Genomic DNA, 19440 nt, shown 5'->3' with positions numbered 1-19440 from the left:
CGCAAGTAGAGGGCACTCTTTGCCCCATGGAGAAACGGCATGAACCAAGAGGTCATGAATCTTTTCAATCCTCAGGTGCCTGTGCAGGCATTCGATTCCATCCGGATATCGATCGCCAGCCCTGAGAAGATTCTGTCCTGGTCATACGGTGAGATCAAGAAGCCGGAGACGATCAACTACCGCACTTTCAAGCCTGAGCGGGATGGTCTTTTCTGTGCTCGGATCTTCGGGCCGATCAAGGACTATGAATGCTTGTGCGGCAAGTACAAGCGCATGAAATATAAGGGCATCATCTGCGAGAAGTGCGGTGTGGAAGTCACGCTGTCACGCGTTCGCCGTGAGCGTATGGGCCATATCGAACTCGCAGCCCCGGTTGCGCACATCTGGTTCCTGAAGTCTCTGCCTAGCCGTATCGGCACATTGCTCGACATGACCTTGAAGGGCATCGAGCGCGTTCTCTATTTCGAGAACTATATTGTGACCGAGCCGGGCCTGACTGCCCTGAAGGAGCATCAGCTTCTTTCGGAAGAAGAATACATGATCGCGGTCGATGAGTATGGTGAGGATTCCTTCACCGCACTGATCGGTGCCGAGGCTATTCATGAACTTCTGGCTTCGATGGATCTGGAAAAGATCGCCGGAGATCTGCGTGAGGAACTCGCAACAACGACTTCCGATCTGAAGCAGAAGAAGCTCATGAAGCGTCTGAAGATCGTCGAGAACTTCCTGGAATCGGGTAACCGTCCGGAATGGATGATCATGAAGATCGTTCCGGTGATCCCGCCGGACCTGCGTCCGCTGGTTCCGCTGGATGGCGGACGTTTTGCGACGTCCGACCTCAACGACCTTTATCGCCGCGTTATCAACCGTAACAACCGTCTGAAGCGCCTGATCGAATTGCGCGCTCCTGGCATCATCATCCGTAACGAGAAGCGCATGCTTCAGGAATCGGTTGATGCGTTGTTTGACAACGGTCGTCGTGGCCGTGTCATCACCGGTGCCAACAAGCGCCCGCTGAAGTCGCTCTCCGACATGCTCAAGGGCAAGCAGGGCCGCTTCCGTCAGAACCTTCTCGGCAAGCGCGTCGACTATTCCGGCCGTTCGGTTATCGTGACCGGTCCGGAGTTGAAGCTGCATCAGTGCGGTCTGCCAAAGAAGATGGCGCTCGAGCTCTTCAAGCCGTTCATCTATGCCCGTCTCGACGCAAAGGGTTACTCCTCGACCGTCAAGCAGGCGAAGAAGCTGGTTGAAAAGGAAAAGCCGGAAGTCTGGGATATTCTCGACGAAGTCATCCGCGAGCATCCGGTTCTCCTGAACCGTGCTCCGACGCTGCATCGTCTTGGCATCCAGGCGTTCGAGCCCATCCTGATCGAAGGCAAGGCAATCCAGCTGCATCCGCTCGTCTGTACCGCTTTCAATGCGGATTTCGACGGCGACCAGATGGCTGTCCACGTTCCGCTTTCTCTGGAAGCGCAGCTTGAAGCCCGCGTTCTGATGATGTCGACGAACAACATCCTGCATCCTGCAAACGGTCTGCCGGTCATCGTTCCGTCACAGGACATGGTCCTCGGCCTGTACTATCTGTCGATCGTTGCGGCGAAGGAGCCGGGCGAGGGCATGGCCTTTGCCGATATGGGCGAACTTCACCACGCTATCGGCAGCGGTGCAGTGACCCTGCATACAAAGATCAAGGGCCGCTTCAAGAGCATTGATGCAGACGGCAAACCGACGTCGAAGATTTATGAGACCACTCCTGGCCGCATGATCATCGGTGAGCTTCTGCCGAAGCACCACAACGTGCCTTTCGACATCTGCAATCAAGAAATGACCAAGAAGAACATCTCCAAGATGATCGACACGGTCTATCGCCATTGCGGACAGAAAGAGACGGTCATTTTCTGCGATCGCATCATGCAGCTTGGCTTCGGTCATGCTTGCCGTGCCGGTATCTCTTTCGGCAAGGACGACATGGTCATTCCGGAAACCAAGGCGAAGCTGGTTGCTGAAACCGAAGCTTTGGCAACGGAATACGAACAGCAGTACAATGACGGCCTGATCACTCAGGGCGAGAAGTACAACAAGGTCGTGGACGCTTGGGGCAAGTGCACCGAGAAGGTCGCCGACGAAATGATGGCGCGCATCAAGGCCGTCGAGTTCGATCCTGTTACTGGCCGCCAGAAGCAGATGAACTCGATCTACATGATGTCGCACTCGGGTGCTCGTGGTTCGCCGAACCAGATGCGCCAGCTGGGTGGTATGCGCGGTCTGATGGCCAAGCCTTCGGGCGAAATCATCGAAACGCCTATCATTTCGAACTTCAAGGAAGGCTTGACCGTGAACGAGTACTTCAACTCGACCCACGGTGCCCGTAAGGGCCTTGCCGACACCGCCTTGAAGACGGCCAACTCCGGTTATCTGACACGCCGTCTCGTTGACGTCGCGCAGGATTGCATCGTCATCTCGGTTGATTGCGGCACGACAACGGGCCTCACCATGCAGCCGATCGTCGATGCCGGCCAGGTGGTCGCGACGATTGGCCAGCGTGTTCTTGGCCGTACGGCACTTGAAGACATCCTGCATCCGGTTTCGGGTGACGTGCTTGTCAAGGGTGGCAACATCATCGACGAGTTCGATATCGATGCCATTGAAAAGGCTGGTGTTCAGTCGATCCGCATCCGTTCGGCTCTCACCTGTGAGACCCGTGGCGGCATCTGCGCCAAGTGCTACGGCCGCGATCTGGCCCGTGGTACCCCGGTCAACCAGGGTGAGGCTGTCGGCGTTATCGCTGCTCAGTCCATCGGTGAGCCAGGCACGCAGTTGACGATGCGTACGTTCCACCTTGGTGGTACTGCGCAGGTGGTCGATCAGTCGTTCCTTGAAGCCAGCTATGAAGGCACGGTGCAGATCCGCAACCGTAATGTCGTGCGCAACTCGGATGGCCATCTGGTCGTCATGGGCCGCAACATGGCTGTTGTCATTGTGGATGCGACTGGCAAGGAACGCGCAACACACCGCGTCACCTACGGTTCGCGTATCTACGTCGATGACGGCGACAATGTTAAGCGCGGCCAGCGTGTTGCCGAGTGGGATCCCTATACCCGCCCGGTCATGACGGAAGTCGAAGGTCATGTCGAATTCGAAGACATGGTCGATGGCCTTTCGGTTACGGAAACGACGGACGAGTCCACCGGTATCACGAAGCGCGTGGTTATCGACTGGCGCTCGACCCCGCGCGGCTCCGATCTGAAGCCGGCGATCGTCGTCAAGGACAAGAACGGCAAGGTTCTGAAACTGGCAAAGGGCGGCGATGCTCGCTTCCAGCTGTCGGTGGAATCGATCCTGTCGGTCGAGCCTGGTTCGCATGTGAAGGCGGGCGACGTTCTTGCCCGTATTCCGATGGAAAGCGCCAAGACCAAGGACATCACCGGTGGTCTGCCGCGCGTTGCGGAACTGTTCGAAGCCCGTCGTCCGAAGGACCACGCTATCATCGCCGAAATCGATGGTACGGTTCGTTTTGGCCGCGACTACAAGAACAAGCGCCGCATCGTCATCGAGCCGAACGACGAAACTGTGGAGCCAGTCGAGTATCTGATCCCCAAGGGCAAGCCTTTCCATCTTCAGGATGGCGATGCCATTGAAAAGGGTGACTATATCCTCGACGGCAATCCTGCACCGCACGACATCCTGGCGATCAAGGGCGTGGAGGCTTTGGCTTCCTACCTAGTCAACGAAATCCAGGAAGTCTATCGTCTGCAGGGCGTTCTGATCAACGACAAGCACATCGAAGTGATTGTTCGTCAGATGCTGCAGAAGGTCGAGATCACCGAGTCGGGCGACACCGGGTTCATCTCCGGCGATCACGTCGACCGGATCGAGTTGGACGAAATTAACGAGCGTTTGGAAGAGGATGGCAAGAAGCCAGGCTACGGCACTCCGGTGCTGCTCGGCATCACCAAGGCCTCGCTCCAGACCCCGTCGTTCATCTCGGCAGCGTCCTTCCAGGAAACAACACGCGTCCTTACGGAAGCCGCTGTTGCTGGCAAGATGGATGCTCTGCAGGGCCTGAAGGAGAACGTCATCGTTGGACGTCTGATCCCGGCAGGTACCGGCGGCACCGTCAAGCAGATCCGCCGCATTGCCGGAGCTCGCGACGAATTGATCATCGACGAGCGCCGCAAGGAAGCCGGAGCAAGCGCCGCGAAAGCCGGCCCGATGCTGACGGACATGACAGGCCAGCCGGCCGAATAAGCTGGCAGCCAACACCAAACCAAAAGGCCGCCGCGGAGCAATCCGCGGCGGCCTTTTTCATGCGGGGTCTCAATCGAGCACAACTAAAATTCTACTAAGAGTGGAAATTCTTGCGCCAGATTCGCCATTTCTTGTGGAGGTTTCGGCGGTTCTTATGTGAGATTTGAGTCTTCTCGTGCGAAAACCTTGCGGGGATCGATGTGGGTTATCCAAAAATCAAACCCTTCGGTGCAGAGCTCAATTGTGCGTCATCCGCCGAGGCTCATAGAGCTGGTGTGGCATGCCATCAACTCAACCGCAGGCTGCACCAGACGTAATTGAACGTATGACGAGAAGCCAAATCCCTACTCGTTGAACTCGATCAGCGCCGCCTGGCCGGTGAGGGCGGTCTTCCAGGCGGAAAGGTGGGGTTCTTCTTCGGGCGCTTCGGTCAAGGTACCGATCTCCAGGAGCTCGGCTTCCTCGTAGCCGGAATTGGCGAGAATTTTCAGCGCCAGTTCTACCAGCCCGTCGGCATCGTCGTTCATCAGCAGCAGGTGAACCTGGCGAGGCTCGTCGTCCTTGTCCTTCCAGACATCCGCAACGATGAGATGCACTGTTTTCGACTCGGCTGGTGATGAAGACATTGAAATGTTCCTGATTCTGCGAATTGACGTCCAGAATAGACAAATGGGCGCGCCAAGTCACCGAACGCCACGAAATCCCTGTGCAAGATACGAAATATTGCTTGAAATAATGCACGTCCGGCGAAACTATCTTACATTCAGGCCCGCAAGAGCCTGCAAACGCTGCAAACCTTAATAATATTGTGGCTTCAGGCTTGACGAAAGCCCGGGGACACAGTATCAGCAGCCCATCTGAGCCGATGTGAGATTGGCCGTTTCGGAGCGACACGCTCTGGAGTTCATCTCAAACAGGGTTCGTTTTACGATCGAAATGCAATTTGCCGCTCGCATGAGGCCTTTAGGGCTTCCTCTGCTTTTATTCGGGCAACCACCCTTGCGGTGGTTTAGTTGCCCGAATTCGTGCATGAGCATGGCGCTGAAACGGCCCTGACGGGCGAAGATACGAGATTTGTGCCAAAGCGCTAGCGCTTTGATACGCATTACAAAGAGGGAAGGTTGAATGCCTACCGTAAACCAGTTGATCCGCAAGCCGCGCACTGCGCCGGTCAAGCGCAATAAAGTCCCTGCTCTGCAGGAAAACCCGCAGAAGCGCGGCGTTTGCACTCGCGTCTACACGACGACCCCGAAGAAGCCGAACTCGGCTCTGCGTAAGGTCGCCAAGGTGCGTCTGACGAACGGATTTGAAGTCATCGGATATATTCCGGGTGAGGGGCATAACCTTCAGGAACACTCTGTCGTGATGATCCGCGGCGGCCGTGTAAAGGATTTGCCGGGTGTTCGTTATCACATCATCCGTGGTGTTCTGGATACCCAGGGCGTCAAGAACCGCAAGCAGCGCCGTTCCAAGTACGGTGCGAAGCGTCCGAAGTAAGATTTTCCGGGACTTTGGCCACCAGGTAGGTCAACCCGATGCAGATAAGAGACAAAGAATATGTCCAGACGCCATAGTGCAGAAAAGCGTGAGATCAATCCGGATCCTAAGTTCGGCGATCTCGTTCTGACCAAGTTCATGAATGCAGTCATGCATCATGGCAAGAAGTCGATTGCTGAGCGTATCGTTTACGGTGCGCTGGAGTCAGTTGAGAGCAAGAGCAAGCAGGAGCCGGTTGCCCTGTTCCATCAGGCTCTCGACAATGTAGCGCCGCACGTTGAAGTTCGTTCGCGCCGCGTTGGTGGTGCAACGTATCAGGTTCCGGTCGACGTTCGTCCGGAGCGCCGTCAGGCTCTTGCCATCCGCTGGCTGATCAATGCAGCACGCGGCCGTAATGAGACGACGATGATTGATCGCCTGTCCGGTGAACTTCTCGATGCTGCAAACAACCGCGGCTCGGCTGTGAAGAAGCGTGAAGACACGCATCGCATGGCAGAAGCCAACCGCGCATTCTCGCATTACCGCTGGTAATTGCGAAAACATTAGTCCTAGAGGCACCATATCATGGCTCGCGAATATAAAATCGAAGACTACCGGAATTTCGGTATCATGGCGCACATCGACGCCGGCAAGACCACGACTACCGAGCGTATTCTTTATTACACCGGCAAGTCGCACAAGATCGGTGAAGTCCACGATGGCGCCGCAACCATGGACTGGATGGAGCAGGAGCAGGAGCGTGGCATCACGATCACGTCCGCTGCCACCACCACTTTCTGGAAGGGCCGTGACGGCAAGATGCGCCGTTTCAACATCATCGATACGCCTGGCCACGTCGACTTCACCATTGAAGTAGAGCGTTCGCTGCGCGTTCTCGACGGCGCGATTGCGCTTCTCGATGCCAATGCCGGTGTTGAGCCGCAGACTGAAACTGTCTGGCGTCAGGCCGAGAAGTATCATGTTCCGCGCATGATCTTCGTCAACAAGATGGACAAGACCGGTGCCGATTTCTATCGCTGCGTCGAGATGGTCAAGACCCGTCTTGGTGCCAAGGCTCTCGTCATGCAGCTGCCGATCGGCGCCGAGACAGAGTTCAAGGGCGTTGTCGATCTCATCGAGATGAAGGCACTTGTCTGGCGCGACGAACAGCTCGGCGCACAGTGGGACGTTGTTGAAATCCCTGCCGATCTCAAGGACCAGGCTGAAGAATATCGCGAAAAGCTGATCGAGACTGCCGTAGAAGTCGATGAAGCCGCAACAGAAGCCTACCTCGAAGGCAACATGCCGGACAATGACGCTCTGCGCGCTCTGATCCGCATCGGCACATGCCGCGTTGAGTTCCATCCGGTATTCTGCGGTTCGGCATTCAAGAACAAGGGCGTACAGCCTTTGCTTGACGGTGTTGTTGAATATCTGCCTTCGCCGGTAGACGTTCCCGCCATCAAGGGCATCGATCCGAAGACCGATGCGGAAACGACCCGCAAGTCTTCCGACGACGAGCCGCTTTCCATGCTCGCCTTCAAGATCATGAACGATCCGTTCGTTGGCTCGCTGACCTTCTGCCGCATCTATTCCGGCAAGCTGACCAAGGGCATTTCGCTCGACAATACGGTCAAGGAAAAACGCGAACGTATCGGCCGCATGCTGCAGATGCATTCCAACTCGCGTGAAGACATCGAAGAAGCCTTTGCCGGCGACATCGTTGCTCTCGCAGGCCTCAAGGAAACCACAACGGGTGATACGCTTTGCGATCCGTTGAAGCCGGTTATCCTTGAGCGCATGGTATTCCCCGAGCCGGTTATCTCGATCTCGGTAGAGCCAAAAACCAAGGCCGACCAGGAAAAGATGGGCCTCGCGCTTAATCGTCTTGCTGCTGAAGATCCTTCGTTCCGCGTCCGCACTGACGAAGAATCCGGCCAGACCATCATCTCGGGCATGGGCGAACTTCATCTTGACATTCTCGTTGATCGTATGCGTCGCGAGTTCAAGGTCGAGGCAAATACAGGTAGCCCCCAGGTTGCCTACCGTGAATCGATCACCCGCAAGGCCGAGATCGACTACACCCACAAGAAGCAGTCCGGTGGTTCGGGTCAGTTCGCCCGTATCAAGGTTATCTTCGAGCCGCATGACGGCGACGATTTCATCTTCGAATCGAAGATTGTCGGTGGTGCTATTCCGAAGGAGTACATCCCGGGTGTTGAAAAGGGTATCCAGAGCGTCATGGGTGCGGGTCCGCTCGCAGGCTTCCCGATGCTCGGCGTGAAAGCCACGCTGATCGACGGTGCATACCATGATGTGGACTCGTCGGTTCTCGCCTTCGAAATCGCAGCTCGCGCTGCGTTCCGCGAAGGTGCGCAGAAGGCTGGTGCCCAGCTGCTCGAGCCGATCATGAAGGTCGAAGTCGTTACGCCTGAAGATTACGTCGGTGACGTGATTGGCGATCTGAACTCACGTCGTGGTCAGATCCTCGGTACGGAGCCGCGTGGTATTGCGACCGTCATCAATGCACAGGTGCCGCTGGCCAACATGTTCGGTTATGTGAGCAACCTGCGTTCGATGAGCCAGGGACGTGCACAGTACACCATGCAGTTCGATCACTATGAACCTGTACCGGCAGCAGTCGCGCAGGAAATTCAGAAGAAGTTTGCGTAACCATAAGGTTGCGCGTGACAGTTGAAGTAAAGCCTGAGCAGGCGAACAGTTAACGGAGAGCTCAGATGGCTAAGAGCAAGTTTGAACGTAACAAGCCGCACGTCAACATTGGCACGATTGGTCACGTTGACCATGGCAAGACGTCGTTGACGGCAGCGATTACGAAGTATTTCGGTGAGTACAAGCCGTACGACCAGATTGACGCAGCGCCGGAAGAAAAGGCGCGCGGCATCACCATTTCGACGGCACACGTCGAATATGAGACGCCAGCCCGTCACTATGCGCACGTCGATTGCCCCGGCCACGCCGACTATGTGAAGAACATGATCACCGGCGCGGCACAGATGGATGGCGCGATCCTGGTCGTTTCGGCTGCCGACGGCCCGATGCCGCAGACCCGCGAGCACATCCTGCTTGCCCGTCAGGTTGGCGTTCCGGCGATCGTCGTGTTCCTGAACAAGGTCGACCAGGTTGACGATGCCGAACTTCTCGAACTCGTCGAGCTCGAAGTACGCGAGCTTCTGTCGAAGTACGATTTCCCGGGCGACGACATTCCGATCGTCAAGGGTTCGGCTCTGGCTGCGCTTGAAGACTCAAACAAGGAAATCGGCGAAGACGCCGTCCGTGCCTTGATGGCGGAAGTCGACAAGTACATTCCGACGCCAGAGCGTCCGATCAACCTGCCGTTCCTGATGCCGATCGAAGACGTTTTCTCGATCTCCGGCCGTGGTACGGTTGTAACGGGCCGCGTTGAACGCGGTATCGTCAAGGTTGGTGAAGAAGTCGAGATCATCGGCATCAAGCCGACGACGAAGACGACGGTGACCGGCGTCGAGATGTTCCGCAAGCTGCTCGACCAGGGCCAGGCCGGCGACAACATCGGTGCGCTGATCCGCGGCGTTGGCCGTGAAGACGTCGAGCGCGGCCAGATCCTTGCCAAGCCAGGTTCGGTCAAGCCGCACACCAAGTTCAAGGCAGAAGCCTATATCCTGACGAAGGACGAAGGTGGCCGTCACACGCCATTCTTCTCCAACTACCGTCCGCAGTTCTACTTCCGCACGACCGACGTGACGGGTGTTGTGACTTTGCCGGAAGGCACGGAAATGGTCATGCCCGGCGACAACATCGCAGTTGATGTGACGCTGATCGTGCCGATCGCCATGGAAGAGAAGCTGCGCTTCGCTATCCGTGAAGGTGGCCGCACCGTCGGTGCAGGCATCGTCTCGTCGATCATTGAGTAATTTAAGGTTTTATGCGGACGGCGCCTGTTACAAGGCGTCGCCGCTAAACAAGGAAAAGATGAAATGAACGGTCAAAACATCCGCATTCGCCTCAAGGCGTTTGATCATCGGATCCTTGACGATTCGACGCGGGAGATCGTGTCGACTGCCAAGCGTACCGGTGCCAATGTGCGCGGACCGATCCCGCTTCCTACGCGGATCGAGAAGTTCACGGTTAACCGCTCGCCGCATATCGACAAGAAAAGCCGCGAACAGTTCGAGATGCGCACTCATAAGCGTCTTCTCGATATCGTAGACCCAACCCCGCAGACTGTTGACGCGCTGATGAAGCTCGATCTTTCCGCTGGTGTTGATGTCGAGATCAAGCTGTAAGGCTTGAGGACGGAAGGACGAACCGATGCGTTCAGGTGTAATTGCACAGAAGCTGGGCATGACTCGCGTCTACAACGACGCAGGTGAGCATGTGCCGGTGACAGTACTCCGGATGGAGAATTGTCAGGTTGTGGCTCAGCGTACAGTCGAGAAGAATGGCTACACTGCCGTTCAGCTCGGTGTAGGTCTGGCCAAGGTAAAGAATACGACGAAGAGCTTGCGCGGTCACTTCGCGACGGCTTCAGTCGAGCCAAAGGCTAAAGTCGCGGAATTCCGCGTCTCTGTCGACAATCTTCTTGATGTCGGCGTTGAGATCACAGCCGAACATTACGTTGCCGGCCAGAAGGTCGATGTGACTGGTACTTCTATCGGCAAGGGTTTTGCCGGTTCCATGAAGCGCCACAACTTCGGCGGTCACCGCGCAACGCACGGTAACTCGGTCACCCACCGCGCTCACGGTTCTACCGGTCAGCGTCAGGATCCGGGCAAGGTGTTCAAGGGCAAGAAGATGGCTGGTCATATGGGTTCGACCCGTATCACCACACAGAACATCGAAGTCGTTTCGACGGACCTCGATCGTGGCCTTATTCTGGTTCGTGGTGCTGTTCCAGGTTCCAAGGGTGCATGGATACTGGTACGCGATGCCGTCAAGGAAGCGCTGCCGGACAATGCTCCCAAGCCAGCTGGTCTCCGGGCGCTTGCAGTCGACGAGGGCGCAAACATTGAAGCAGCCGTGTCTGATGCAGAAGTCGCACAGGCAACCGAGGGAGCCGAATAATGGACCTTTCGATCACAACACTTGAAGGCAAAGAAGCCGGCAAGGTGAAACTCTCCGAGGAGATTTTCGGTCTTGAGCCGCGCGACGATATCCTTCAGCGCATGGTCCGTTACCAGCTTGCTCGCAAGCAGCAGGGCACGCACAAGGCAAAGGGCCGTTCGGAAATCGCACGGACCGGCGCCAAGATGTACAAGCAGAAGGGTACGGGCCGCGCCCGTCACCATTCGGCACGTGCTCCGCAGTTCCGCGGCGGTGGCAAGGCTCACGGTCCGGTTGTTCACAGCCACGATCATGACCTGCCGAAGAAGGTGCGCGCACTTGCACTTCGTCATGCCCTGTCCACCAAGGTAAAGGCTTCCGACCTGATCATCGTCGATGATCTTCTGTCGGCCGAAGCCAAGACCAAGGTACTTGTTTCGCAGTTCGCCAAGCTTGGCCTCGAAAATGCGCTTCTCATCGGCGGTGCCGAGATCGATGCGAATTTCCGCCGTGCCGCTTCGAACATCCCGAACATCGATGTTCTGCCAATTCAGGGCATCAATGTTTACGACATCCTGCGTCGTGGCAAGCTCGTGCTTTCCAAGGCAGCAGTTGAAGCTCTCGAGGAGCGTTTCAAATGACTGATCTTCGCCACTACGACGTGATCGTCAGCCCGGTCATCACCGAGAAGTCGACCCTGGTTTCCGAACATAACCAGGTCGTCTTCAACGTAGCCAAGAAGGCAACGAAGCCGGAAATCAAGGCCGCAGTCGAAGCGCTGTTTCGCGTGAAGGTTACTGCAGTCAATACAGCTGTGCGCAAAGGCAAGGTGAAGCGGTTCCGCGGCATCGTCGGGCGCCAGAGTGATGTCAAGAAAGCAGTCGTGACGCTTGCCGAAGGGCAGTCGATCGATGTTTCGACTGGTCTCTGAGGGGCCGTGGAGTAAAGACAATGGCACTCAAACATTATAATCCAACCACACCAAGCCAGCGTCAGCTGGTCATCGTGGACCGTTCGGAGCTTTACAAGGGCAAGCCTGTCAAGGCTTTGACCGAAGGTCTGTCGTCGAAGGGTGGTCGTAACAACACCGGTCGCATTACCGTGCGTTTCCAGGGTGGCGGGCACAAGCGCACATACCGCTTCGTTGACTTCAAGCGTCGCAAGCATGACGTGGCTGCCAAGGTCGAGCGGCTTGAATACGATCCGAACCGGACCGCATTCATCGCGCTCATCCGCTACGAAGACGGTGAGCTGAGCTACATCCTGGCGCCGCAGCGTCTGGCCGTTGGCGATAGCGTTATTGCTGGCGCACAAACGGACGTGAAGCCAGGCAATGCGATGCCGCTGCAGGCAATGCCGGTCGGCACCATCATCCACAATGTAGAGATGAAGCCAGGCAAGGGCGGTCAGATCGCTCGCTCCGCCGGTACCTATGCGCAGCTCGTCGGCCGCGATCAGGGCATGGCAATCCTTCGCCTGAACTCAGGTGAACAGCGTCTCGTCCACGGTTCGTGCTTTGCGACGGTCGGTGCGGTATCGAACCCTGACCATGGCAACATCAACCTTGGTAAGGCAGGTCGCAGCCGTTGGCTTGGCCGGATGCCGCACAATCGTGGTGTTACCATGAACCCGGTCGATCACCCCCACGGTGGTGGTGAAGGCCGTACGTCTGGCGGACGTCATCCGGTTACTCCGTGGGGCAAACCCACGAAGGGCAAGAAGACGCGCTCCAATAAGTCGACGGACAAGTTCATCGCTCGTTCGCGTCATCAGCGCAAGAAGTAAGAGAGGTAGTCTGAAATGGCTCGTTCAGTTTGGAAAGGCCCGTTCATCGATGGCTATCTTCTCAAGAAGGCTGAGAAGGTACGTGAGGGCGGTCGCAGTGAAGTTATCAAGATCTGGAGCCGTCGCTCCACGATCCTGCCGCAGTTCGTCGGTCTGACCTTCGGCGTGTACAACGGTAACAAGCATGTTCCGGTTTCGGTCAACGAAGAGATGATCGGACACAAGTTTGGTGAATTCGCTCCGACGCGTACCTATTACGGGCACGGCGCGGACAAGAAAGCGAAGAGGAAATAACGATGGGCAAGGCTAAGGCTCCGCGCCAGCTTAAGGACAACGAGGCGAAAGCCGTTGCCCGCACGCTCCGCATCAGCCCTCAGAAGCTTAATCTGGTGGCTGCTCTTATCCGTGGCAAGAAGGTTAACGCCGCTCTTGCCGACCTGGAATTTTCGCGCAAGCGCATTGCAGGCACGGTGAAAAAGACTCTCGAATCGGCTATCGCCAACGCAGAAAACAACCACGACCTGGATGTTGATACGCTGGTTGTTGCTGAAGCCTATGTAGGCAAGTCAGTCGTGATGAAGCGCTTCCATGTTCGTGGTCGCGGTCGTGCAAGCCGGATCGAGAAGCCATTCTCGCATCTGACGATCGTCGTTCGCGAAGCTGAGGAAAAAGGGGAGGCCGCATAATGGGCCAGAAGATTAATCCGATTGGCTTCCGCCTCGGCATCAACCGCACCTGGGACTCGCGTTGGTACGCGAACACCGGTGAATACGGCAAGCTGCTGCATGAAGACCTGAAGATCCGCAAGTATCTGATGGACGAACTGAAGCAGGCAGCCATCTCCAAGGTGGTGATCGAGCGTCCGCACAAGAAGTGCCGCGTCACGATCCATGCTGCGCGTCCGGGTCTGATCATCGGCAAGAAGGGCGCCGATATCGAGAAGTTGCGCCGCAAGCTGTCAGAAATGACAAATGGTGACACAACGCTCAATATCGTTGAAGTCCGCAAGCCGGAAACAGACGCAGTTCTCGTTGCGCAGTCGATCGCGCAGCAGCTGGAACGTCGTGTTGCTTTCCGCCGTGCCATGAAGCGTGCCGTTCAGTCGGCAATGCGTCTTGGTGCAGAAGGCATTCGTATCAATTGTTCGGGCCGTCTCGGCGGCGCGGAAATTGCGCGTATGGAATGGTACCGTGAAGGCCGCGTGCCTTTGCATACCCTTCGTGCCGATATCGATTACGGAACTGCTGAAGCACACACTGCCTACGGCATTTGCGGCGTCAAGGTCTGGGTCTTCAAGGGCGAAATCCTTGAGCATGATCCAATGGCTTCCGAACGCCGCGCTGTTGAAGGTGATGCCAGCCATCAGGGTTCGGGCCGTCGCCGCGAAAACGCTTAAATAGCGTCTTTCGGAAACGAGAATTTTGGAGTAGAGAACAATGCTGCAGCCTAAGCGCACAAAGTTCCGCAAGCAGTTCAAGGGCCGTATCCACGGCGCATCGAAAGGCGGCACGGACCTTAATTTTGGTGCTTTCGGCCTGAAGGCCCTCGAGCCGAACCGCGTTACCGCGCGTGAGATCGAAGCCGCTCGCCGTGCAATTACCCGTCACATGAAACGTGCCGGTCGTGTGTGGATCCGGATTTTCCCGGATGTGCCGGTCACATCGAAGCCTACTGAAGTCCGCATGGGTAAAGGTAAGGGTTCGGTTGACTATTGGGCATCCCGTGTCGCACCAGGCCGTGTCATGTTCGAGCTCGACGGCGTTTCGGAAGAAACTGCTCGTGAAGCCCTCCGTCTCGGAGCGGCCAAGCTTTCGGTCAAGACGCGCTTTATTCAGCGCATCGCAGAATAAGGGGTGGATGTTATGAAATCCGCAGAAGTTCGGGCCTTGAGCCTCGATCAGTTGAATGAAGAGTTGGGTTCCCTGAAGAAAGAGCAGTTCAACCTGCGCTTCCAGAAGGCAACCGGCCAGTTGGAAAAAACCGCTCGCGTCCGGCAGATCCGCCGTGATATTGCGCGCATCAAGACTGTCGCCCGCCAAAAAGCGGTCGAGAGCAAGGCTTAAGGAAGAAAACCATGCCTAAACGCATTCTGCAGGGCGTTGTCGTGAGCGACAAAAACGACAAGACCGTTGTGGTCAAGGTCGAGCGGCGCTATTCGCACCCGCTCCTCCAGAAGACTGTGCGCCAGTCCAAGAAGTACAAGGCGCACGATGAGAGCAACCAGTTCAAGGTTGGCGATATGGTTTCCATCGAGGAATCCAAGCCGATTTCGAAAGACAAATGCTGGGTTGTCGTAACCGACGCCCCCGCAACTTAATACTAACGATCTGTATGTAAGACGCAGCAATCGCGAGGGGCAAGGAAAGCCCAGTCCGGTTGAACAAGAAGAAGGCGGCTAGTCATGATTCAGATGCAAACAAACCTCGACGTCGCGGATAATTCCGGCGCACGTCGTGTCATGTGCATCAAGGTGCTGGGCGGTTCGAAGCGGAAATATGCTTCGGTCGGCGACATTATTGTCGTTTCGATCAAGGAAGCAATTCCGCGCGGCCGTGTGAAAAAGGGTGACGTGATGAAGGCGGTGGTTGTTCGTACCGCCAAGGACATCCGTCGCGCAGATGGTAGCGTTATTCGTTTCGACAAGAACGCTGCTGTCCTGATCGACAACAAGAAAGAGCCTATCGGCACCCGTATCTTCGGACCGGTTCCGCGCGAACTTCGCGCAAAGAGCCACATGAAGATCATCTCGCTGGCTCCAGAAGTATTGTAAGGAGCAGACGATGCAGAAGATCCGTAAAGGCGACCGCGTTGTCGTTCTAGCTGGTAAGGACAAGGGCCGTACCGGCGAAGTAATCAAAGTTTTGCCGAAGGACGAGCAGGCGCTCGTTCGCGGCGTTAATCTTGTAAAGCGTCACCAGAAGCAGACACAGACCCAGGAAGCCGGCATCATTTCGAAAGAAGCGCCGCTCCATCTGTCGAACATTGCTATCGCCGACAAGGATGGAAAGCCGACCCGCGTTGGCTTCAAGATCCTCGAGGACGGCAAGAAGGTACGTGTAGCAAAGCGTTCAGGAGATCTGATCGATGGCTGATGCAAAGATCGAACCCCGTCTGAAGAAGCAGTACCTGGAAGTGGTACGTAAGGCGCTTCTCGAGGAGTTCAAATACGACAACGAGATGCAGATCCCGCGCATCACCAAAGTTGTTCTCAACATGGGTGTGGGCGAGGCAACTGCCGACTCCAAGAAGCCAACTGTCGCAGCTGAAGATCTGGCATTGATTGCCGGCCAGAAGGCGGTTATTACCCGTGCGCGCAATTCGATCGCAACCTTCAAGGTTCGTGAGAATATGCCGATCGGAACGAAGGTCACCCTTCGCAAAGAGCGCATGTATGAATTCATCGATCGCCTGATCAACATCGCGCTCCCGCGCGTTCGAGATTTCCGCGGTCTGAACCCGAAGAGCTTTGACGGTCGTGGCAACTTCGCCATGGGCATCAAGGAGCACATTGTGTTCCCGGAAATCAACTACGACAAGGTTGATCAGATCTGGGGCATGGACATCATCGTTTGTACGACTGCAAAAACGGATGATGAAGCACGCGCTCTCCTGCGCGCCTTCAACTTCCCTTTCCGCCAGTAACGGCAAGCGTAGCGAGGTATTTGAAATGGCAAAGACGAGCGCAGTCGAAAAGAACAAGCGCCGCGGTCTTCTGGTAAAGCGTTTCGCTGCAAAGCGTTCGCGCCTGAAGGCTGTCGTGATGAATCAGTCGCTTCCTCTGGATGAGCGCTTCCGCGCCACCATCCAGCTGGCAGAGCTGCCACGCAATTCCGCCAAGGTTCGTATTCGCAACCGTTGCGAAGTTTCGGGCCGTCCGCGCGGTTATTACCGCAAGATCAAAATGTCGCGTATCGCATTGCGCCAGCTGGGTTCGCTCGGCCAGGTGCCTGGCATCGTGAAGTCGAGCTGGTAAGGGAGAAGACAGATGTCTATGACAGATCCTCTCGGCGATATGCTGACCCGTATCCGTAACGCAACCATGCGCAAGAAGGGCAAGGTTTCGACCCCGGCCTCCAAGCTGCGCGCCCGCGTTCTGGATGTTCTTCAGGCTGAAGGCTATATCCGCGGATACAGCCAGGTTGATTTCGACAACGGCAAGTCCGAGATCGAAATTGAACTGAAGTATTTTGAGAACGTGCCGGTGATCCGCGAGATCACCCGTATTTCGAAGCCTGGCCGTCGCGTTTACGTTTCGGTCAAGTCGATCCCGCAGGTCGCGAACGGACTTGGTATTTCGATCCTGTCGACGCCGAAGGGCGTCATGGCAGACCACGAGGCACGTGAACAGAATGTCGGCGGCGAACTGCTCTGCCGTATATTCTAAGCACCGGCTTGAAAAGGTTTGAAAAATGTCTCGTATCGGTAAAAAACCAGTGGCAGTCCCGCAAGGCGTAACAGCCAGCGTAGACGGCCAGACCATCAAGGCCAAAGGCCCGAAGGGTGAACTCAGCTTCGTCGCCAACGACGATGTTGTAGTCAAGTTCGAAGACGGTGCTGTCAGCGTTAATCCGCGTGACAACACCAAGGTTGCTCGTTCGAAGTGGGGCATGAGCCGCACCATGGTCGTCAACATCTTCACAGGTGTTAAGGACGGCTTCGAAAAGCGCCTCGAAATCAGCGGCGTCGGCTATCGTGCGGCAATGCAGGGCAAGAACCTGCAGCTGTCGCTCGGCTTCAGCCATGAAGTTGTCTACAAGGTGCCGGAAGGCATCACTGTTGCCGTACCGAAGCCGACGGAAATCGTCGTGACCGGTATCGACAAGCAGCAGGTTGGCCAGGTCGCAGCCGAGATTCGCGAATATCGGAGCCCAGAGCCTTACAAGGGCAAGGGCGTGAAATATGCGGGCGAGAAGATCGTTCGTAAAGAAGGTAAGAAGAAGTAAGGAATTCGTGTCATGGCATCGCCGAAAGAAATCATTCAGCGTCGCGCTTCGCGTGTTCGCCGCCAGCTCAAGGCGGTTGCCGGTGACCGTCCGCGGCTCAGCGTCCACCGTTCTTCGAAGAATATCTATGCGCAGGTCATCGACGATGCGCGTGGTCATACAATTGCATCCGCATCCACTCTCGAAGCTGACCTCAAGGGCCAGCTGAAGACCGGTGCAGATTCGGACGCAGCGGCATTGATCGGCAAGCTCGTTGCAGAGCGCGCTGTTAAAGCCGGCATCAAGGAAGTTGTCTTCGATCGTGGCGCCTACATTTACCACGGCCGTGTCAAGGCACTTGCTGAAGCTGCCCGTGAAGCAGGTCTTAGTTTCTAAGACGAGCTTTTAAGGCAAAAATTTCGAAGTCCGGAACTGCAGGGGCTCGCCTCTTGCAAGCCGGACTTCGATAGCGCATAAGCCCCCCTGAACCGGACGGTTTGCTGGACTTCTGCGCAACAAGGACCGTTACTGCGGCCTATGTGGATCCAAGTGGGTGCACGGCACGGTAAAATCATTCGTGCTACCGGAAAAGAAAAAGGAATTAGGAGCATGGCACAGGAAAAGAGAAGCCGCGAAGATCGCGGCCGCAACGAAGAGCGCGATAGCGAATTCGTTGACAAGCTCGTACACATCAACCGCGTCGCCAAGGTCGTCAAGGGCGGCCGGCGTTTTGGCTTTGCTGCTCTCGTCGTTGTCGGCGATCAGAAGGGCCGCGTTGGTTTCGGTCATGGCAAGGCACGCGAAGTGCCGGAAGCTATCCGCAAGGCAACTGAGTCCGCCAAGCGCGAAATGATTTTCGTGCCTCTGCGTTCGGGCCGTACCCTTCATCACGATGTTGAAGGCCGTCATGGCGCCGGCAAGGTTCTGCTTCGTGCAGCCACAGCTGGTACAGGTATCATCGCCGGTGGTCCTATGCGCGCCGTCTTCGAGACGCTTGGCGTACAGGACGTTGTTGCCAAGTCGCTCGGTTCGTCGAACCCATACAACATGGTTCGCGCGACATTCGATGCCTTGAAGCATCAGATGCACCCGAAGGACATCGCTGCCCAGCGCGGTATCAAGTATTCGACACTGCAGGCTCGCCGCCGCGATGTGGTCGGTTCGGAAGAATAGGCCATAATTGGCGCAGCAGGGCAGGGCCACTGGCTCCTGCTCACTGTAGAGACTAAAGGACAAAGTCATGGTTGAGAAGAAGAAGGGTAAGACGGTTACGGTCGAACAGATCGGCAGCCCTATCCGCCGTCCGGCAGAACAGCGCGCAACGCTGATCGGCCTGGGCCTCAATAAGATGCATCGCCGCCGTACGCTTGAAGATACGCCTTCAATTCGCGGCATGATTGCAAAGGTTCAACATCTCGTCCGCGTCGTGGACGAGGCTTGATACCGGAGATTAGACAAATGAAACTCAATGATCTGAGTGAAAATCCAGGCGCCACCAAGGCACGCAAGCGTGTTGGCCGTGGTATCGGTTCCGGTTCCGGCAAGACTGCCGGCCGCGGTGTGAAGGGACAGAAGTCGCGTTCGGGCGTTGCCATCAACGGTTTCGAAGGCGGACAGATGCCACTCTACCGCCGCTTGCCAAAGCGCGGCTTCACCAATATCTTCTCGAAGAACTTCAACACGGTTTCGGTCGGCCGCATCCAGACTGCCATCGATGCCAAGAAGCTCGATGCCAAGGCAACGGTTACGCTCGATACTCTCAAGGCCGCCGGCATTATTCGCCGCGCCAAGGATGGCGTCCGTCTCTTGTCCGATGGCGAGATCACGACTGCTGTGACGTTCGAGGTTTCCGGTGCATCGAAGGCTGCGATCGAAAAGATCGAAAAGGCCGGCGGTACCGTCAAGCTTCCAGCTGCTCCTGCAGCTGCCGAGTAAAAAATGACTATACAAGCGGCGTTCTTCGTGA

At 56.4% G+C, this 19440-nt stretch carries 27 protein-coding genes; 26 read left to right on the top strand and 1 reads right to left on the bottom strand.

Going from position 1 to position 19440, the window contains the following annotated elements; genetic code table 11:
• The first annotated feature begins 39 nt into the window (after positions 1-39).
• Complete coding sequence (gene rpoC, locus FHS21_RS00850) at positions 40-4248, top strand: DNA-directed RNA polymerase subunit beta' (protein WP_112531266.1); 4209 nt, start codon at positions 40-42, stop codon at positions 4246-4248.
• Positions 4249-4592: 344 nt separating this feature from the next.
• On the opposite strand, the gene FHS21_RS00845 is transcribed toward rpoC, so the two are convergent.
• Positions 4593-4874: a hypothetical protein gene (locus FHS21_RS00845; protein WP_112531265.1), complete on the bottom strand. Its 282-nt coding sequence runs from the start codon at positions 4872-4874 to the stop codon at positions 4593-4595.
• A gap of 499 nt (positions 4875-5373) precedes the next feature.
• On the opposite strand from FHS21_RS00845, the gene rpsL reads away from it, so the two are divergent.
• From rpsL to rplO, 25 genes are all read left to right on the top strand, one after another.
• Positions 5374-5745, top strand: a complete 372-nt coding sequence (rpsL, locus tag FHS21_RS00840) for a 30S ribosomal protein S12 (RefSeq protein ID WP_008121760.1) — start codon at positions 5374-5376, stop codon at positions 5743-5745.
• A 60-nt stretch (positions 5746-5805) separates the two neighbouring features.
• A complete protein-coding gene (rpsG, locus tag FHS21_RS00835; RefSeq protein ID WP_099999168.1) occupies positions 5806-6276 on the top strand; it encodes a 30S ribosomal protein S7 in 471 nt (156 codons plus the stop codon).
• 33 nt (positions 6277-6309) lie between these two features.
• Positions 6310-8397, top strand: a complete 2088-nt coding sequence (gene fusA / locus FHS21_RS00830) for an elongation factor G (RefSeq protein ID WP_112531263.1) — start codon at positions 6310-6312, stop codon at positions 8395-8397.
• A gap of 65 nt (positions 8398-8462) precedes the next feature.
• Complete coding sequence (tuf, locus tag FHS21_RS00825) at positions 8463-9638, top strand: elongation factor Tu (protein WP_114429373.1); 1176 nt, start codon at positions 8463-8465, stop codon at positions 9636-9638.
• A 63-nt stretch (positions 9639-9701) separates the two neighbouring features.
• Entirely contained in the window at positions 9702-10010 is a 309-nt protein-coding gene (gene rpsJ, locus FHS21_RS00820) for a 30S ribosomal protein S10 (protein WP_008124902.1), read from the top strand.
• A 25-nt stretch (positions 10011-10035) separates the two neighbouring features.
• Complete coding sequence (gene rplC, locus FHS21_RS00815) at positions 10036-10788, top strand: 50S ribosomal protein L3 (protein WP_112526897.1); 753 nt, start codon at positions 10036-10038, stop codon at positions 10786-10788.
• Positions 10788-11408, top strand: coding sequence for a 50S ribosomal protein L4 (gene rplD / locus FHS21_RS00810; RefSeq protein ID WP_183660779.1), 621 nt, complete (start codon positions 10788-10790; stop codon positions 11406-11408). The genes rplC and rplD overlap by 1 nt, the downstream gene beginning before the upstream one ends.
• Positions 11405-11698, top strand: coding sequence for a 50S ribosomal protein L23 (locus FHS21_RS00805; protein WP_106716810.1), 294 nt, complete (start codon positions 11405-11407; stop codon positions 11696-11698). The genes rplD and FHS21_RS00805 overlap by 4 nt, the downstream gene beginning before the upstream one ends.
• 20 nt (positions 11699-11718) lie before the next feature.
• Complete coding sequence (gene rplB / locus FHS21_RS00800) at positions 11719-12552, top strand: 50S ribosomal protein L2 (protein ID WP_112526901.1); 834 nt, start codon at positions 11719-11721, stop codon at positions 12550-12552.
• A gap of 15 nt (positions 12553-12567) precedes the next feature.
• The gene (gene rpsS, locus FHS21_RS00795) at positions 12568-12846 is read left to right on the top strand and encodes a 30S ribosomal protein S19 (RefSeq protein ID WP_008124912.1); all 279 of its coding nucleotides are present in this window, start codon (positions 12568-12570) and stop codon (positions 12844-12846) included.
• Between the two features lie 2 nt (positions 12847-12848).
• A complete protein-coding gene (rplV, locus tag FHS21_RS00790; protein WP_112526903.1) occupies positions 12849-13238 on the top strand; it encodes a 50S ribosomal protein L22 in 390 nt (129 codons plus the stop codon).
• Positions 13238-13948: a 30S ribosomal protein S3 gene (gene rpsC / locus FHS21_RS00785; protein WP_112526905.1), complete on the top strand. Its 711-nt coding sequence runs from the start codon at positions 13238-13240 to the stop codon at positions 13946-13948. The genes rplV and rpsC overlap by 1 nt, the downstream gene beginning before the upstream one ends.
• 40 nt (positions 13949-13988) lie before the next feature.
• Entirely contained in the window at positions 13989-14402 is a 414-nt protein-coding gene (gene rplP, locus FHS21_RS00780; RefSeq protein WP_106716806.1) for a 50S ribosomal protein L16, read from the top strand.
• A gap of 12 nt (positions 14403-14414) precedes the next feature.
• Positions 14415-14615 carry a 50S ribosomal protein L29 gene (gene rpmC, locus FHS21_RS00775; RefSeq protein ID WP_008124920.1) on the top strand — a complete coding sequence of 67 codons (201 nt, stop codon included), beginning with the start codon at positions 14415-14417 and terminating at the stop codon, positions 14613-14615.
• An 11-nt stretch (positions 14616-14626) separates the two neighbouring features.
• The gene (gene rpsQ / locus FHS21_RS00770; protein ID WP_112526907.1) at positions 14627-14869 is read left to right on the top strand and encodes a 30S ribosomal protein S17; all 243 of its coding nucleotides are present in this window, start codon (positions 14627-14629) and stop codon (positions 14867-14869) included.
• Between the two features lie 84 nt (positions 14870-14953).
• The gene (gene rplN / locus FHS21_RS00765; protein WP_008124924.1) at positions 14954-15322 is read left to right on the top strand and encodes a 50S ribosomal protein L14; all 369 of its coding nucleotides are present in this window, start codon (positions 14954-14956) and stop codon (positions 15320-15322) included.
• A gap of 10 nt (positions 15323-15332) precedes the next feature.
• The gene (rplX, locus tag FHS21_RS00760) at positions 15333-15644 is read left to right on the top strand and encodes a 50S ribosomal protein L24 (protein ID WP_106716804.1); all 312 of its coding nucleotides are present in this window, start codon (positions 15333-15335) and stop codon (positions 15642-15644) included.
• Positions 15637-16194 (top strand): 50S ribosomal protein L5, encoded by a 558-nt coding sequence (rplE, locus tag FHS21_RS00755; RefSeq protein ID WP_112526909.1) that lies wholly within the window; start codon positions 15637-15639, stop codon positions 16192-16194. Before rplX ends, rplE begins: the two co-directional genes overlap by 8 nt.
• Positions 16195-16219: 25 nt before the next feature.
• On the top strand, positions 16220-16525 hold the full coding sequence (gene rpsN / locus FHS21_RS00750; RefSeq protein WP_106716802.1) for a 30S ribosomal protein S14: 306 nt from the start codon (positions 16220-16222) through the stop codon (positions 16523-16525).
• Between the two features lie 12 nt (positions 16526-16537).
• The gene (gene rpsH, locus FHS21_RS00745; protein ID WP_106716801.1) at positions 16538-16936 is read left to right on the top strand and encodes a 30S ribosomal protein S8; all 399 of its coding nucleotides are present in this window, start codon (positions 16538-16540) and stop codon (positions 16934-16936) included.
• Positions 16937-16961: 25 nt separating this feature from the next.
• On the top strand, positions 16962-17495 hold the full coding sequence (gene rplF / locus FHS21_RS00740; RefSeq protein WP_112526911.1) for a 50S ribosomal protein L6: 534 nt from the start codon (positions 16962-16964) through the stop codon (positions 17493-17495).
• Between the two features lie 12 nt (positions 17496-17507).
• Positions 17508-17870 (top strand): 50S ribosomal protein L18, encoded by a 363-nt coding sequence (gene rplR, locus FHS21_RS00735; protein WP_106716799.1) that lies wholly within the window; start codon positions 17508-17510, stop codon positions 17868-17870.
• 213 nt (positions 17871-18083) lie between these two features.
• On the top strand, positions 18084-18647 hold the full coding sequence (rpsE, locus tag FHS21_RS00730) for a 30S ribosomal protein S5 (protein WP_091922984.1): 564 nt from the start codon (positions 18084-18086) through the stop codon (positions 18645-18647).
• A gap of 67 nt (positions 18648-18714) precedes the next feature.
• On the top strand, positions 18715-18915 hold the full coding sequence (gene rpmD / locus FHS21_RS00725) for a 50S ribosomal protein L30 (protein ID WP_106663217.1): 201 nt from the start codon (positions 18715-18717) through the stop codon (positions 18913-18915).
• 17 nt (positions 18916-18932) lie between these two features.
• Positions 18933-19409 carry a 50S ribosomal protein L15 gene (gene rplO / locus FHS21_RS00720; RefSeq protein WP_112526913.1) on the top strand — a complete coding sequence of 159 codons (477 nt, stop codon included), beginning with the start codon at positions 18933-18935 and terminating at the stop codon, positions 19407-19409.
• Positions 19410-19440: the final 31 nt, after the last annotated feature.

Origin of the sequence: Phyllobacterium trifolii, assembly GCF_014192095.1 — a bacterium.
GTDB classification, from domain to species: domain Bacteria; phylum Pseudomonadota; class Alphaproteobacteria; order Rhizobiales; family Rhizobiaceae; genus Phyllobacterium; species Phyllobacterium trifolii.
The sequence above is the reverse complement of the archived record's forward strand: the minus strand, read 5'-3'. Positions and strand labels throughout refer to the sequence as shown.